This is a genomic window from Stenotrophomonas lacuserhaii (assembly GCF_039674585.1).
Taxonomy (GTDB): Bacteria; Pseudomonadota; Gammaproteobacteria; order Xanthomonadales; family Xanthomonadaceae; genus Stenotrophomonas; species Stenotrophomonas pennii_A.
The window spans coordinates 60,668-75,108 of sequence record NZ_JBDJNU010000010.1 but is presented as its reverse complement, the minus strand read 5'-3'; the positions used below and the strand labels follow the sequence as shown (position 1 = coordinate 75,108).

Annotated in this window: 14 protein-coding genes; 4 read left to right on the top strand and 10 right to left on the bottom strand. The window is 66.1% G+C overall.

What is annotated here, in order from left to right; genetic code table 11:
• Positions 1–46: 46 nt before the first annotated feature.
• The 4 genes from ABE522_RS06285 to ABE522_RS06270 form a co-directional block, all read right to left on the bottom strand.
• Positions 47–400: a hypothetical protein gene (locus tag ABE522_RS06285; RefSeq protein ID WP_346590980.1), complete on the bottom strand. Its 354-nt coding sequence runs from the start codon at positions 398–400 to the stop codon at positions 47–49.
• The gene (kdsA, locus tag ABE522_RS06280) at positions 397–1,227 is read right to left on the bottom strand and encodes a 3-deoxy-8-phosphooctulonate synthase (protein WP_191771778.1); all 831 of its coding nucleotides are present in this window, start codon (positions 1,225–1,227) and stop codon (positions 397–399) included. Before kdsA ends, ABE522_RS06285 begins: the two co-directional genes overlap by 4 nt.
• A 93-nt stretch (positions 1,228–1,320) precedes the next feature.
• Entirely contained in the window at positions 1,321–2,985 is a 1,665-nt protein-coding gene (locus tag ABE522_RS06275; RefSeq protein ID WP_346590979.1) for a CTP synthase, read from the bottom strand.
• Positions 2,986–3,338: 353 nt separating this feature from the next.
• A complete protein-coding gene (locus ABE522_RS06270) occupies positions 3,339–3,575 on the bottom strand; it encodes a hypothetical protein (protein WP_346590978.1) in 237 nt (78 codons plus the stop codon).
• A gap of 164 nt (positions 3,576–3,739) precedes the next feature.
• Between ABE522_RS06270 and parE the strand changes: the two genes are divergently transcribed.
• Positions 3,740–5,629 (top strand): DNA topoisomerase IV subunit B, encoded by a 1,890-nt coding sequence (gene parE, locus ABE522_RS06265; protein ID WP_346590977.1) that lies wholly within the window; start codon positions 3,740–3,742, stop codon positions 5,627–5,629.
• 60 nt (positions 5,630–5,689) lie between these two features.
• On the opposite strand, the gene ABE522_RS06260 is transcribed toward parE, so the two are convergent.
• Both ABE522_RS06260 and ABE522_RS06255 read right to left on the bottom strand, forming a co-directional pair.
• Positions 5,690–6,811 carry an inorganic phosphate transporter gene (locus ABE522_RS06260; RefSeq protein ID WP_346590976.1) on the bottom strand — a complete coding sequence of 374 codons (1,122 nt, stop codon included), beginning with the start codon at positions 6,809–6,811 and terminating at the stop codon, positions 5,690–5,692.
• Positions 6,812–6,823: 12 nt separating this feature from the next.
• Complete coding sequence (locus ABE522_RS06255; protein WP_042613020.1) at positions 6,824–7,450, bottom strand: DUF47 domain-containing protein; 627 nt, start codon at positions 7,448–7,450, stop codon at positions 6,824–6,826.
• Positions 7,451–7,733: 283 nt separating this feature from the next.
• Between ABE522_RS06255 and ABE522_RS06250 the strand changes: the two genes are divergently transcribed.
• Positions 7,734–9,044 carry a hemolysin family protein gene (locus ABE522_RS06250; protein ID WP_346590975.1) on the top strand — a complete coding sequence of 437 codons (1,311 nt, stop codon included), beginning with the start codon at positions 7,734–7,736 and terminating at the stop codon, positions 9,042–9,044.
• Positions 9,028–9,702 (top strand): exopolysaccharide biosynthesis protein, encoded by a 675-nt coding sequence (locus tag ABE522_RS06245; RefSeq protein ID WP_406846316.1) that lies wholly within the window; start codon positions 9,028–9,030, stop codon positions 9,700–9,702. Before ABE522_RS06250 ends, ABE522_RS06245 begins: the two co-directional genes overlap by 17 nt.
• Before the next feature lie 89 nt (positions 9,703–9,791).
• Here ABE522_RS06245 and ABE522_RS06240 read toward each other — a convergent pair whose 3' ends face one another.
• From ABE522_RS06240 to ABE522_RS06225, 4 genes are all read right to left on the bottom strand, one after another.
• Positions 9,792–10,289 (bottom strand): pyridoxamine 5'-phosphate oxidase family protein, encoded by a 498-nt coding sequence (locus ABE522_RS06240; protein WP_101100050.1) that lies wholly within the window; start codon positions 10,287–10,289, stop codon positions 9,792–9,794.
• Positions 10,290–10,383: 94 nt separating this feature from the next.
• Positions 10,384–11,379, bottom strand: coding sequence for an LLM class flavin-dependent oxidoreductase (locus ABE522_RS06235; RefSeq protein ID WP_346590974.1), 996 nt, complete (start codon positions 11,377–11,379; stop codon positions 10,384–10,386).
• A gap of 203 nt (positions 11,380–11,582) precedes the next feature.
• The gene (locus ABE522_RS06230; RefSeq protein WP_346590973.1) at positions 11,583–12,350 is read right to left on the bottom strand and encodes a sulfurtransferase; all 768 of its coding nucleotides are present in this window, start codon (positions 12,348–12,350) and stop codon (positions 11,583–11,585) included.
• 28 nt (positions 12,351–12,378) lie between these two features.
• Positions 12,379–12,744, bottom strand: coding sequence for a DUF6164 family protein (locus ABE522_RS06225; RefSeq protein WP_346590972.1), 366 nt, complete (start codon positions 12,742–12,744; stop codon positions 12,379–12,381).
• Positions 12,745–13,102: 358 nt separating this feature from the next.
• Between ABE522_RS06225 and ABE522_RS06220 the strand changes: the two genes are divergently transcribed.
• Positions 13,103–14,353, top strand: a complete 1,251-nt coding sequence (locus ABE522_RS06220) for a YcaO-like family protein (RefSeq protein WP_346590971.1) — start codon at positions 13,103–13,105, stop codon at positions 14,351–14,353.
• The last annotated feature ends 88 nt before the right edge of the window (positions 14,354–14,441 follow it).

The following is a 14,441-nucleotide window of genomic DNA, read 5'->3' as shown; positions in this document are numbered from 1 at the left end:
CAAATCGGTCGCTGAATCCCGTGCCGCCACGTCTGCAGCGGCGCGTCTAGAACAGGCGCGGCAACAGCAGGCAGGCCACCAGCAGGGCCAGCAGCGCGAGCGCTGCGATGCCTGCGGCCGGCCGTTGCGGCAGGCGCAGCGACAGCACGCTGGCCACCAGGCAGCCGAGCGTCACCAGCACGCCGATGGACAGGGTGATCAGCAGGGGAATGCGGGTCGCCCGCAGGGCATGGTCGCCATCGCCGGGCATGCCGACACTGGCGAGCACCAGGAGGGCCAGCATGAACACGCTGGCCCATGCCGCCAGAGACATCCCAAGCGCCATCCAGCCCCACGGCCAGCGCTGCCACTGTCGCCGCTGGCGGCGCGCATCCAGCGCCGCCCACGGGTCAAGACTCATGCGAAGCGGGAGAAGCCGTGCTTCTTGGTCACCGCATCCAGCTCCATCAGGGTTTCCAGAAGTTCTTCCATGCGATCCAGCGGCCACGCGTTCGGGCCATCGGACAGTGCCTTGGACGGATCCGGATGGGTCTCGGCAAACAGCCCGGACACACCCACCGCGACCGCGGCGCGCGACAGCACCGGCACGAACTCGCGCTGGCCACCGGAACTGGTGCCCTGCCCGCCCGGCAGCTGTACCGAATGGGTGGCATCGAACACCACCGGGCAGCCGGTATCACGCATCACCGACAGCGAGCGCATGTCGCTGACCAGGTTGTTGTAGCCGAAGCTGGCGCCGCGCTCGCAGACCATGATCTGCTCGTTGCCGGTCGCCTTGGCCTTCTCCACTACCGGCTTCATGTCCCATGGGGACAGGAACTGGCCCTTCTTGATGTTCACCGGCTTGCCGGCGGCACAGACCTTGGTGATGAAATCGGTCTGCCGGACCAGGAAGGCCGGGGTCTGCAGCACGTCCACCACCGAGGCCACTTCGTCCATCGGGGTGTATTCATGCACGTCGGTCAGCACCGGCACGCCGATCTGCTTCTTCACTTCGGCCAGCACCTTCAGGCCTTCTTCCAGGCCCGGGCCACGGAAGGCGGTACCGGAAGTGCGGTTGGCCTTGTCGAAGCTGGACTTGAAGATGAAATTCACCCCGAGCCGGCCGGTGATTTCCTTCAGGCGGCCAGCGACGTCGAGCTGCAGCTGCATCGACTCGATCACGCAGGGGCCGGCGATCAGGAACAGGGGCTGGTCCAGCCCGACCTCGAATCCACACAGTTTCATGGCGTTTCCTTGTTGTGGCGCGGCGCCGGCACGGGCCGGCAGGCATCAGGGGTTCAAGCGCGGAACATGGGGGCTGCACGCCCCCACTGCAAGTCAGGCAACGGCGTCGGCCAGCGGCTGCCCCGCCGCCTTGCGCTCGCGCGCGGCACGGATGAAGCCGATGAACAGCGGGTGGCCGGCACGCGGGGTGGACAGGAACTCCGGATGCGCCTGGCAGGCCAGGAACCACGGGTGCGCACTGCGCGGCAGTTCGATCACTTCCACCAGGGTGTCGTCCATCGACTTGCCGGCGATCACCAGGCCGGCATCTTCCAGCTGGGTGCGGTAGCGGTTGTTGAACTCGTAACGATGGCGGTGGCGCTCTTCCACCACGTCCTTGCCGTACAGCTCGCGGGCCAGCGTGCCCGGCTTCAGGCGCTGCTCCTGCAGGCCCAGGCGCATGGTGCCGCCGAGGTCGCTCTTGTCGTCACGCTTCTCCACGTCGCCGGTGGCGGTGCGCCATTCGGTGATCAGGCCGATCACCGGATCCGGCGACTGGCGGTCGTTCTCGGTGCTGTTGGCGCCTTCCAGGCCGACCACGTGGCGGGCATAGTCCACCACCGCAGCCTGCATGCCGTAGCAGATGCCGAAGTACGGCACCTTGTGTTCGCGGGCGTACTGCGAGGTCAGCACCTTGCCTTCGAAGCCGCGGTCACCGAAGCCACCAGGCACCAGGATGCCATCGACATCGGCCAGCGCGGACATGTCGCTGCCTTCCAGCTCCTGCGCTTCCAGCCACTTCAGGGTGACCTTGGTGCGCTGGCGCAGGCCGCCATGCTTGAGCGCCTCGCCCACCGACTTGTACGCATCCTGGTGGTCCACGTACTTGCCGACCACCGCGATGGTCACCGCATCGAGCGGGTTGAGGGTGGCATCCACCGCGTCTTCCCACATCGACAGGTCGACCGGGCCGGCCTTGTCGGCCAGCTTGAACTGGTTCACCACGATGTCATCCAGGCCCTGCGCGTGCAGGCCCATCGGGATGCTGTACAGCACGTCCACGTCCGGCACGCTGATCACCGCGCGCTCGGAAACGTTGGTGAACTGGGCGATCTTGCGGCGCTCCGAATCCGGTACCGCCTGCTCGGAACGGCACAGCAGCACGTCCGGCTGGATGCCGATCGAGCGCAGTTCCTTGACCGAATGCTGGGTCGGCTTGGTCTTCAGCTCACCCGCCGCGCTGATGTACGGCACCAGGGTCAGGTGCATGAACAACGCTTTTTCCGGGCCGCGTTCGGTGCGCACCTGGCGGATCGCTTCCAGGAACGGCAGCGACTCGATGTCACCGACGGTGCCGCCGATCTCCACCAGCGCCACGTCGAAGCCTTCGGTGGCTTCGTCGATGCAGCGGCGGATCTCATCGGTGATGTGCGGAATCACCTGCACGGTGGCGCCGAGGTAGTCGCCGCGACGCTCCTTGCGGATCACGTTCTCGTAGATGCGCCCGGTGGTGACCGAGTTCTTGCGGCTCAAGCGGGTACGCACGAAACGCTCGTAGTGGCCCAGGTCCAGGTCGGTCTCGGCGCCGTCATCGGTGACGTACACCTCGCCGTGCTGGAACGGGCTCATGGTGCCCGGGTCGACGTTGATGTACGGATCGAGCTTCATCATCGTGACCTTCAGGCCACGGGCTTCGAGGATGGCGGCCAATGACGCGGCGGCAATGCCTTTGCCGAGCGAGGACACCACGCCGCCGGTTACGAAAATCAAGGGAGTCATGGCTGCAAGCATCCTGTATTGAATTGAGGAACGGCCACACCCCTCCGGCCCAACGGGCGGGGGGTGGGCAGAAAGGGGGATTGGCGACTCGCCGGGGCGGCGAGGAGGGAGCTGAGGCGGTGGCCAGCGAGCGAGGTCAGCTTGGCCGTGCCGGTCGTGGAGACCGTCACCTGCGCCCAGCCTTGCTGGCTGCCACGCATGGCCTTGCCAGTCCAATCGCTGATGGTGGACACGCACTACTCCCGGAAAGCGATAGTTTACAGATTGAAGGCCTCAAGCCCAAGGGGCAGCCGACAACCGGGCAAAAAGAAGGCCCCGGCAGAACCGGGGCCCGAGCACGCAAGCGCGGCAGGTCAGCGCTTCTTGCGGGCTTCTTCCTCTTCTTCCTCGCGCTGCGGCGCCTGCTGGCCGTTGGCCTTCAGCTCGGCGTTGGCCTGCGCGCGGCGCTTGGCCTTGGCTTCGGCTTCGGCCTGCGCCGGATTGGCCTGGTCGCCCTGCTGCGGCGCCGGCTGGCCGGCGTTCTGGGCCAGCGCCAGCGGCACGGCGACCACGGCAGCGGCAACGATGGCGATAGTGAGCAGCTTCTTCATGGAGTCCTCCTTGCGGTAACGACCCGAAACATGGGGGCGCTGGGGTCGGTTTCCCAGCTGTGGCCATTTTAGCGCCGCCGGTGGCCCGGCAGATGAACCGCAGGCGTGCAAAATCCCTGCCCAGACCGCACACTTGCGCGTCGCTCCAACGCTTTGAAACATAGATGAACACCCGCTATAACGCCGCCGATATCGAAGTCCTGTCCGGCCTTGACCCGGTCAAGCGCCGCCCCGGCATGTACACCGACACCACCCGCCCGAACCACCTGGCGCAGGAAGTGATCGACAACTCGGTGGATGAAGCGCTGGCCGGCCACGCGCGCTCCATCGAGATCACGCTGTACAAGGACGGCAGCGTGGAAGTCAGCGATGACGGCCGCGGCATGCCGGTGGACATCCACCCGGAAGAGAAGATCCCCGGCGTGGAACTGATCCTGACCCGCCTGCACGCGGGCGGCAAGTTCAACAACAACAACTACACCTTCTCCGGCGGCCTGCATGGCGTGGGCGTGAGCGTGGTCAACGCACTGTCCACCCTGGTGGAACTGCACATCAAGCGCGACGGCGCCGAGCACCGCATCACCTTCCGCAATGGCGACCTCGCTTCGCCGCTGGAAGTGGTCGGCAGCGTGGGCAAGAAGAACACCGGCACCCGCCTGCGCTTCTGGCCGGATCCGAAGTACTTCGATACGCCCAAATTCGCGGTGCGCGCGCTCAAGCACCTGCTGCGCGCCAAGGCCGTGCTGTGCCCGGGGCTGACGGTCAAGCTGACCGACGAAGCCACCGGCGAAGTGGACACCTGGCATTACGAAGACGGCCTGCGCGACTACCTGAAGCTGGAACTCGGCGAGCGCGAGATGCTGCCGGGCAACCTGTTCGTCGGCCACGTCAAGAAGGAAAACGAGATCGCCGACTGGGCCGTGGCGTGGATGCCCGAAGGCGAGCTGGTGCAGGAAAGCTACGTCAACCTGATCCCCACCGCCCAGCACGGTACCCACGTCAACGGCCTGCGTACCGGCCTGACCGAGGCGTTGCGCGAGTTCTGCGACTTCCGCAACCTGCTCCCGCGCGGCGTCAAGCTGGCGCCGGAAGATGTCTGGGACCGGGTCGCCTTCGTGCTGTCGATCAAGATGACCGACCCGCAGTTCAGCGGCCAGACCAAGGAACGCCTGTCCTCGCGCCAGGCCGCCGGCTTCGTCGAAGGCGCCGCGCATGATGCCTTCAGCCTGCTGCTGAACCAGAACGTGGAGATCGGCGAGCGCATCGCGCAGCTGGCCATCGAACGCGCCAGCGCACGCCTGAAGACCGAAAAGCTGGTGGTGCGCAAGAAGGTCACCCAGGGCCCTGCCCTGCCCGGCAAGCTGGCCGACTGCATCAGCCAGGACCTGTCCCGCACCGAGCTGTTCCTGGTGGAAGGTGACTCGGCCGGCGGCAGCGCCAAGCAGGCCCGCGACAAGGATTTCCAGGCCATCATGCCGCTGCGCGGCAAGATCCTGAACACCTGGGAAGTGTCGTCCAACAGCGTGCTGGCCTCCGAAGAAGTGCACAACCTGGCCATCGCCATCGGTTGCGATCCGGGCAAGGAAGACATCAGCGGCCTGCGCTACGGCAAGGTCGTCATCCTGGCCGACGCCGACTCCGATGGCCTGCACATCGCCACCCTGCTCACCGCGCTGTTCCTGAAGCATTTCCCGGCGCTGGTCGATGCCGGCCATGTGTTCGTGGCGATGCCACCGCTGTTCCGCATCGACGTGGGCAAGCAGGTGTTCTACGCGCTGGATGAAGAAGAGAAGCGCACCATGCTGGACAAGATCGAGCGCGAGAAGATCAAGGGCGCGATCAGCGTGACCCGCTTCAAGGGCCTGGGCGAGATGAACCCGCCGCAGCTGCGTGAATCGACCATCCATCCCGATACGCGCCGTCTGGTGCAGCTGACCATCGATGATGGTGAGCAGACCCATTCGCTGATGGACATGCTGCTGGCGAAGAAGCGTGCGTCGGATCGGAAGGGGTGGTTGGAGACCAAGGGCGACCTCGCGTCGCTGGAAGCCTGAACAAAAAACGCCGGCCTCGAGGGCCGGCGTTTTTTTGTGGCGGTGCGGGGCGTCGGGCGATCAGGCCCAGCCCACCATCTCGAACAGCTTGAGGATCAGGTAGGCACAGCCGCCGGCCGCCGGGATGGTCAGGATCCAGGCCCACACGATGCGCTCGATCACGCCCAGGCGCAGCGAACGCGGGTTCTTGGCAAAGCCAACGCCCATGATCGCGGTGGAGATGCTGTGCGTGGTCGACACCGGCATGCCGAAGTGCGCCGCCACGGTCAGCACCGTGGCCGAGCTGGTTTCCGCAGCGAAGCCATGGATCGGGTGCAGCTTGACCATCTTGTGGCCGAGCGTCTTGATGATCTTCCAGCCACCTGAAGCCGTACCGGCCGCCATCACCACCGCGCAGGTCAGCACGATCCACATCGCGATGCCGTCACCGGCACTCGCGTCGGGATGCATGAAGGCCAGGAACGAAGGCAGGTTGTCCAGTGCACCGGTGGCCTCGGCGCCGATCAGCGTCATGGCGATGATGCCCATCGTCTTCTGTGCATCGTTGTGCCCGTGCGCGAAGCCCATGTAGGCCGCCGAAACGATCTGCGCCTTGCCGAAGAACATGTTGACGAAGCGCGGGCGTGCCAGGCGACCGATCACCCCACCCACCTTGGCCAGGCCGGCGATCATCGCCCACAGCAGCAGCATCACCACGATGCCGAGCAGGAAGCCGGCCACCGGCGAGGTGATCATCGGCACGAACACCTTCCACAGCAGGCCTTTGTTCTGCGCCCAGCTGCCCAGCCGCTCGGACCAGATCAACGCATCCCAGTTGTTGTGGGCAGCGGCCAGGCCGGCGCCGCACAGGCCACCGATCAACGCGTGCGAGGAAGAGGACGGCAGCCCCTTCCACCAGGTGATCAGGTTCCAGATGATGCCGCCCAGCAGTGCGCACAGGATCACCTGCGGGGTCACGTCGACCACGTTGGTGTTGAGCAGGCCGGAGGCGATGGTCAGCGCGACGGCAGTGCCGGTCAATGCGCCGATGAGGTTCATGAAGGCCGCCAGCATGACCGCCCAACCCGGCGACAGCACCTTGGTGGCGACCACGGTGGCGATGGAATTGGCGGTATCGTGGAAGCCGTTGATGAACTCGAAGACGAGCGCGGCGAAAATCACCACCAGGACAAGGGTCAGCATCCGTGCGGCCCGTCAGCTGTTCTTCAACACGATCTGGTACGCCACCACGCCCGCCTCGCGGCAGCGGTCGATGGCCTTTTCCAGGATCTCGAAGAATTCCTTCAGCAGGAACATCTGCAGGTGGTCCAGGCGCCCGGAATAGATATCGCGGTACAGCTCCAGCATCAGCCGGTCGGCCTCGTTTTCCAGCGCGCGCAGCTTTTCGTTGAGCGCGGTCATCCGGTCCAGGTTCATGTGGCGCAGGTCGGCCACCATTTCCACCACCACCGCGGCGGCCTGTTCCAGCATCGCCGCGCGCGGGGCGAAGTCGATGTGCTCCAGGTGGGCTACGGCCAGCGAATAGCGGTCAGCGAACTTTTCGACCTGCTTGGGGATCTTGTACAGCGCCGAGCCGAGCGCTTCGATGTCCTCGCGCTCGATCGGGGTCATGAAACTGTCCACCAGTGCCTGGCTGATTTTGTCCGACGCGGCGCGTTCACGCAGACGGGCAAGCTTGAAGGCATCCAGCGCAGGCTGGCGGTCGGACTCGCGCATCATCGCGTGCAGGGCGCGTGCGCTGTCGCTGGCCGCGACGGCGGCCTCATCAAGCAGGGTGTAGAACTGTTTGCCGGAGCCGAAAATGGTCTGCAGAGAGAACATTGAGAAACCTGTTCGCCGTCACGGGAAGGACGGCACCAGGTGGAATTATGACGGCTAGATGACCGTTCCGGGTACTCCCGGACGTTTCTGACGGAATCCGCCCCCAACCTGAACGGGCAGTTGCCGCTCGCCACCCTCTGTTTGCTAAGATGCCAGCGCGCCTACGGGCGCACACCTATGGACGACGACCCTTACCCCCCGCCGCCGCGCCCGACCCCGGTCCCCAGCGCCTGCCGCCATCGCAGACACCCTTCCTCCCTGCCACCAACCGGGGACGATGCCCGTGTTTGAACTGATTATTGTCCTGGCCCTGATCCTGCTCAACGGCTTCTTCGCCATGTCCGAAATGTCGGTCATGACCTCGCGCAAGAGCCGGCTCAAGCAGATGGCCGCCACCAGCAAGCGCGCCGAACGCGCACTGGAACTGTCCGAAAAACCGGAAAGCTTCCTGTCCACGGTGCAGATCGGCATCACCCTGATCGGCATCCTGACCGGTGTGTTCGGTGGCGAGGCGATCGGCCTGGCCATCGCCACCTGGCTGCATGAGCTGTTCCCTGGCTTCGCCTACGCCAGCCAGGTCGGCAAGGCACTGGCCGTGGCGCTGATCACCTTCCTGACGCTGATCTTCGGCGAACTGGTGCCCAAGCGTCTTGCCATCACCCGCTCGGAAGACATCGCCGGCCTGGTCGCCTGGCCGATGGGTTGGCTGTCGCGGATCGCCTTCCCGGCCGTCTGGCTGCTGTCCCACAGTACCCGCCTGGTGCTGAGGGTGATCGGGCTGGGCAAGGACGAGGCCGCCAGCGTCACCGAAGAAGAAATCCGCATGCTGGTGGCCGAAAGCCACGAGGCCGGGGTGATCGATGCGCACGAGCGCGACATGATGAACCGCGTGATGCGGCTGGGCGACCGCACCGCCGACAGCCTGATGACGCCGCGCAACCGCATCGCCTGGCTGGATACCCAGGGCGCGCTGGAAAAGAACCTGGAGATCATGAGCGAGAACGAATTCTCGCGGTATCCGGTGTACCGGGATAATGACGCGGACGTGGTCGGCATCCTGGAGGTGAAGACCTTGGCCACGCGCATGGCGCGCGGTGACCACGCCTTGTTCCAGAATCTGCGCGAGGTGCTGTACGTATCGGAAAGCACCCACGCGATGAAGCTGCTGGAGATCTTCCGCGAGGAACAACAGTCGGTGGCGCTGGTGGTCGATGAGTATGGCGAAATCCAGGGCCTGGTCACCATCAGTGACCTGATGGGTGCGGTGGTCGGGCGCCTGCAGGCAACCGAAAATGCGGATGAAGACGCGCTGGTGGTGACCCGCGAAGACGGCTCGCTGCTGGTGGACGGCTCGCTGCCGATCGAAGACCTGCGCGAGCTGCTGGGCACCAATGACCTGCCCGATGCCGAGGACGGCGACTACTACACGCTGGCCGGCATGTGCATCCACTTCTTCGGCCGCATCCCGCACGTCGGCGAGTACTTCGACTGGGCCGGCTGGCGCATCGAGGTGATCGACCTGGACGGCGCGCGGGTGGACAAACTGCTGCTGCGCACGCTTTCCGACGAGCAGGCCGATGAACTCACCGCCTGATCCCGGCCTGCCGCCGGATGACGCGTGCCCCGCAGACAGCGGGTCGACCTACCGCAACGAAGGCATCCGCACGCTGCTGGCGATGTTCGAGTTCGGCGATCCGGCCCAGCACATGAAGCTCGGGCAGATCCTGCAGAACCTGCAGCAGAGTGCGTTCGGCGTGTTCCTGTTCATCGCCATCCTGCCCTCGTTCATCCCGATTCCGGGCGTGGGCGGGGCCCTCAGCGGTCCGCTGGTGATCCTGATCGGCGCGCAGATGATGTGCGGGCTGCGCAAGCCGTGGGTTCCGGGCTTCATCGCCCGCCGTGGACCCAAGCGCGGCACGATGCACAGGTTCCTGGACCGTATCGATGGCGCGCTGCGCCGGCTCGACCGCCTGCTGAAGCCGCGGCTGCCGCAGCTCCTGCAGCCGGTTGCCGCGCATGCCTTCAGCGGCCTGCTGCTGGTATTGCTGGGGGTGCTGCTGTCGCTGCCGATCCCGTTCACCAATTATCTGTTCGGCTTCCAGCTGCTGCTGTTTTCGCTGGCGCTGCTGGAACGCGACGGCGTGCTGATGCTGGTGAACTGGATAGCCGCGGTGGTCGCGGTGGTGTTCTTCGGTTTCAGTTCCGGGCAGCTGGTCGAGTACGTCGCGGAGCTGTTCCAGCGCTGGTTCTGACCGGCCGCGGTGTCGAGCAAGCTCGACACTACAGGGCGACTGCCGACCAGACCGTAGTGTCGAGCTTGCTCGACACAGCAGACCGGGGATCAACGAAGGTCGACGAAACCGTTGTCGCCCAGCCGGCTCGGCTCATCCTGCACCGCCGACAGCACGAAGCTCAGCGCCTTGCCCAGCAGGGTACCCGGGCCATCCCAGTATTCGGCCGATTCGGCCTGGACGTGGATCAGCCGCAGGTTCGGATCATCCTTGCCCTCCGGGAAGAACAGCTTCATCGCCGGTGACCACAACGCATCGATCTTCGCCCGGTCGTCGACGATCCGCGCGGTGCCCGCGACGGACACGTAGCTGTTCTTCGACGGCGACGCGTAGGCCACGTTGACCCGCGGATTGAGCGCGATCTCGGCCACCTTCGGACTGTCGGCCGAGGTGGCAAACCACAGGTCGCCGTCGAACTCCACTTCCTGGGTACCCAGCGGGCGGCTGTACAGGCGGCCATCGACGCCGGTGGTGGTGAACATGGCCACCTCGACATCCTTGATCAGGGCGGCGAGCTGGGTGATGTGCTGCTGGCGATCTGCGTTCATGGGTTGCTCCTGGGTAGAGCTCCATCTCACGCGAGCGCCGTGCAACGCCGCGTGAGGTGGATGTTCAGCGCGCGTGGTGGCGTACGCGCGGCATTCAGGCAGCGTGGCGCGCGTGCCAGGCCTGCATGGCCAGTTCGAACGAACGCAGGCGCGCGCGATGGTCGTAGATGTTCGCGGTCAACAGCAGTTCGTCAGGCTGGTGGCGGTCGACGAAGGCGGCGATGCCCTCGCCCACCTGCTGCGCGTCGCCCAGCACGGTGCAGGCCAGCGCGCGCTCCACGCCGACCTTTTCATGCGGCTGCCAGAACGTATCGATGTCGTCCACCGGCGGCGGAATCCGACCCGGGTTGCCCCGTCGCAGTTTGACGAAGCTCTGCTGCTGGCTGGTGAACAGCCGCCGCGATTCGGCCTCGCTTTCGCTGGCGACCACGTTCAGGGCCAACATCGCATGCGGCCGCTTGAGCGTGGCCGACTCACGGAAATCACGACGGTAGACGGCCAGCGCCTCGTCCATCGAATCCGGCGCGAAATGGGAAGCGAAGGCGTACGGCAGGCCCAACGATGCGGCCAGGCGTGCGCCGAACAGGCTGGAGCCCAGGATCCACACCGGCACCCGCAGGCCAGCCCCCGGCACTGCCTGCACGGCCTGCCCGGGCTGTGCCGGTTCGAAGTAATGCAGCAGCTCGCGGACATCCTGCGGGAACTGGTCGGCGCTGTCGAAATAGCGCCGCAGCGCGCGCGCGGTAGGCTGGTCGGTGCCCGGCGCGCGGCCCAGTCCCAGGTCGATGCGGTCGGGATACAGGGAGGCCAGCGTGCCGAACTGTTCGGCGGCCTGCAGCGGGGCGTGGTTGGGCAGCATGATGCCGCCGGCCCCGACCCGGATGCGCTGGGTGCCACCGGCGACATGGCCGATCAGCACGGCGGTGGCGGCGCTGGCGATGCCAGGCATGTTGTGGTGTTCGGCCAGCCAGAAGCGGCGGTAGCCCAGGGCATCGGCGTGCTGGGCCAGTTCGAGCATGTTGGCGAAGGCGGCGGTGGTATCACTGCCCTCGCAGACCGGGGCCAGGTCGAGGATCGACAGGGGAATCATCAGGCAGGCATTCCATCAGGAGATCCCCAAGGTATGGGGGCGTGTGGACACGCTTGCCAGTGTCGATGGCGGGACGCTGATTCCCGTGGCCCTCGAGGCCGTGAACCCCCGGTAGCGCCGAGCCATGCTCGGCGGCCTCTGCTTCGGATCCCACGATGCCCCATCGCTACCCGACGAGCATGGCTCGGAGCTACCGCGCAGAGTCAGAACGCGCTGGGCTTCGGTTCCGGCAGCGGCTGGTCCACCAGCGGCTGCAGCTGCGCGTCCAGTGCCACGCGCTCGTCGAATACGAAGCAGCGACCGTCATAGCCTTCGCCGCCCACTTCCTCGAAGTAGCCCAGGATGCCGCCCTCCAGCTGCAGCACGTTGTCCATGCCGTCGTTGCGCATCCAGAGCGCGGCCTTTTCGCAGCGGATGCCGCCGGTGCAGAAGCTGACCACGGTGCTGTCCTTCAGCGCGTCGCGGTGCGCTGCCAGCGCTGCCGGAAGATCGGTGAACTTCTCGATCGGCAGCACCAGCGCATCCTGGAACGTGCCGAATTCGACTTCCTGCAGGTTGCGCGTGTCGAGCATAACCACCGGCTTTCCGGCATCGTCGTGGCCCTGGCGCAGCCAGCGCTGCACGGTGGCCGGGTCGATCGCCGGGGCGCGTGGATACGCCAGCGGCTGGCCGTCATCGCGGCGGAAACTGATGATCTCGTCCTTTACCTTCACCTTCAGGCGGGCGAAGGGCTGGTGTGCGCTGTAACTGGTCTTGACCCGCATGCCCGCAAATCGCGCGTCGGCGTGCAGCGCCGCGTAAAACCCGTCGACGTCGGATGGAGCACCGGCGAGGAACAGGTTCAGCCCTTCCCCCGCCACCAGGATGCTGCCCCGCAGCCCTGCGGCCTCGGCCCGTGCCAGCAGCTGGTCGGCCAGTCGCCGGGGGTGCTCGATGGGGACGAAGTGGTAGGCGGCGGTATTGGCGATCATCCGTCCATTTTACCCGCTGCGCGCCCGCTCAGCCGCGCAGCAGCATGAACGGAAGCAGCACCAGCGCCGCCGCCACTCCCATGCCCAGCAGCACCAGCACGACAAACCCCGGCCGACGCCGAAGCAGGCTGCCGAAGGTTTCCGCACTACCGTCCTGCAGGGCCCGCTCGCGCTCGGCGCGCATGCGGACGCTGCGCTGCGCCTGGTAGGCGCCCATCAGATCGCGGGCGCGCGGATGGTCTTCGTCCTCGCGGATCCACAGGCCGCCGTTGGAGATGCCCCAGGGGCTGGGTTCAGTGCGATACCACGCGATGCGGTGCTGGTCCAGCAGCGTGCACACATCGTGGTACTCGTCATCGCCGACGTCGCGCAGGTTGAGCAGGAGTTTTGACATGGGCCCATCATAAGGCCACGGACTACTCCTACGCCGTTGCGCTGCAGTGGATGATGCCCGTGCAGCTGCCAGGTTGAGACCCTTGCCCTGCCGCAAACGGCGGCGATCCTTTCAAAGGAAACACCATGGGCATCTTCAATATTCCGTTCCTGATCACCGGCGCCATCCAGGTCGCCGACCTGCAGCTCAATGCGCAGGAAATCGCGCTGCTGGGTTGATTCTCGGTTGAGTGAGAGCGCTGCAGCCCTCCTGCTTCTGGCTGCAGCGCTCACATCGACACCGGACCGGAGCGCAGGCACGTCGCCGGTTCGCAAGTGGCACCTGTCCCCCAGCCCCTTCCTGCGGACCCGCACAGCCCATGAGCACACCCAGCATTCCCGAGGAACGGAATTACAGCCTGCCCGACGCAGCGCAGCGCATCCGGGCAGCATTCGACAGTCTCGATATACGCCCCGTCACCAGCTTTACCGGGCAGTCGCCGTGCGCGGCATTGACCGAGCTGCACGACGCCGATGGCGCACTGCTGACCGGCGGATGGGGCAAGGGCGGCCGCGAAGCGGCGGCGGTAGGTTCGCTGTACGAGGCCATGGAGCATCTGCTGATGGATCGCCATGCCGCGCATGGGGCGGAGGTGCGCCCGGTGGAAGACCTGATCGCGTTGCTCGGCCCTGACCTCACCGGCTATCTTCCCGGCGCGCTGTTGTTCGACCAGATCGAGGAGACCATCGCCACGCGCCACTACACCGGCCTGGCCGGCGCGACGGACTTCCACTACCCGGTTGCACTCTCCGCGCCCACCTACGCCGATGCACCGGTGGCTGCGGACACGTTTGATTACGCTCCCCTGCGTCGTTATGCGAGCAACAGCGGCACGGCGATCGGCGGCAATCTGGAAGAAGCCCTGCTGCACGCCTTGAACGAGTGTGCCGAACGCGATGCCATCTCGCTGTTCCTGCTCACCCACTTCTTCCATGCCGGCAACGATGCACTGCGCGTGGCCAGCCCTGCGGGCCTGCCTGCTGATGTCGCCGATCTGCATCGCCAGGTCAGCCAGTGCGTGGAGGCCGATATCTGCCTGCTCGACATTTCCAGCACACCCGGCATCACCAGCTGCCTTGCCGTCGCCCACCGCTTCTATGACCACGCGCGTCCGTATGGCGCTGGCGCTTCACTCAACCCCGCCCACGCCGCGCGCAGGGCCCTGCACGAGCTGCTGCAGTCGCATCTCGCGCTTGCCAGCGACGCCGCTCCGGCATGCGCCGGTCGTGCGGCGTCCGTCCATCCGGTGCAGTCGCTGCAGCAGTGGCCACGGCTGCAGCCCAGCGCGCGCATGGATATCGAAGACCGCCTGGCGAGCCAGCCGATCGTTGCCGTCCCGTTGGAAGACCGACCGGCAGGGCCGGTGGAGGCACAGATCCAGCAACTCGCGCAGGCCCTGAAGGCAGACGGGCTGGTGGCCGGCTACAACGTGGTCCACAGCTTCGACAACGGCATCACGCTGGTCAATGCGGTGGTGCCGCGCTTCGAGCGTTTCCATCTGGTCACCCTGGGCCACGTCGTGGTGCCGGGTCGGCGCGGTGGTGCACCGGGCGGCTCCGGCGAGCGGTAGTGACGGCCGCTGGCCGTCAATGCGACGGCCAGCGGCCGTCGCTACCGGGGTGCGGCCTCCGTTTCCGCGCGATGCGCTACCCTTGCAT

Bases quoted from the DNA above. Each gene is read 5' to 3' on its own strand.
- ABE522_RS06285 (WP_346590980.1), bottom strand. From the start codon at position 400: ATGAGTCTTGACCCGTGGGCGGCGCTGGATGCGCGCCGCCAGCGGCGA.
- ABE522_RS06275 (WP_346590979.1), bottom strand. From the start codon at position 2,985: ATGACTCCCTTGATTTTCGTAACCGGCGGCGTGGTGTCCTCGCTCGGC.
- ABE522_RS06255 (WP_042613020.1), bottom strand. From the start codon at position 7,450: ATGTTCTCTCTGCAGACCATTTTCGGCTCCGGCAAACAGTTCTACACC.
- ABE522_RS06240 (WP_101100050.1), bottom strand. From the start codon at position 10,289: ATGAACGCAGATCGCCAGCAGCACATCACCCAGCTCGCCGCCCTGATC.
- ABE522_RS06270 (WP_346590978.1), bottom strand. From the start codon at position 3,575: ATGAAGAAGCTGCTCACTATCGCCATCGTTGCCGCTGCCGTGGTCGCC.
- ABE522_RS06220 (WP_346590971.1), top strand. From the start codon at position 13,103: ATGAGCACACCCAGCATTCCCGAGGAACGGAATTACAGCCTGCCCGAC.
- parE (WP_346590977.1), top strand. From the start codon at position 3,740: ATGAACACCCGCTATAACGCCGCCGATATCGAAGTCCTGTCCGGCCTT.
- ABE522_RS06235 (WP_346590974.1), bottom strand. From the start codon at position 11,379: ATGATTCCCCTGTCGATCCTCGACCTGGCCCCGGTCTGCGAGGGCAGT.
- kdsA (WP_191771778.1), bottom strand. From the start codon at position 1,227: ATGAAACTGTGTGGATTCGAGGTCGGGCTGGACCAGCCCCTGTTCCTG.
- ABE522_RS06230 (WP_346590973.1), bottom strand. From the start codon at position 12,350: ATGATCGCCAATACCGCCGCCTACCACTTCGTCCCCATCGAGCACCCC.
- ABE522_RS06260 (WP_346590976.1), bottom strand. From the start codon at position 6,811: ATGCTGACCCTTGTCCTGGTGGTGATTTTCGCCGCGCTCGTCTTCGAG.
- ABE522_RS06245 (WP_406846316.1), top strand. From the start codon at position 9,028: ATGAACTCACCGCCTGATCCCGGCCTGCCGCCGGATGACGCGTGCCCC.
- ABE522_RS06225 (WP_346590972.1), bottom strand. From the start codon at position 12,744: ATGTCAAAACTCCTGCTCAACCTGCGCGACGTCGGCGATGACGAGTAC.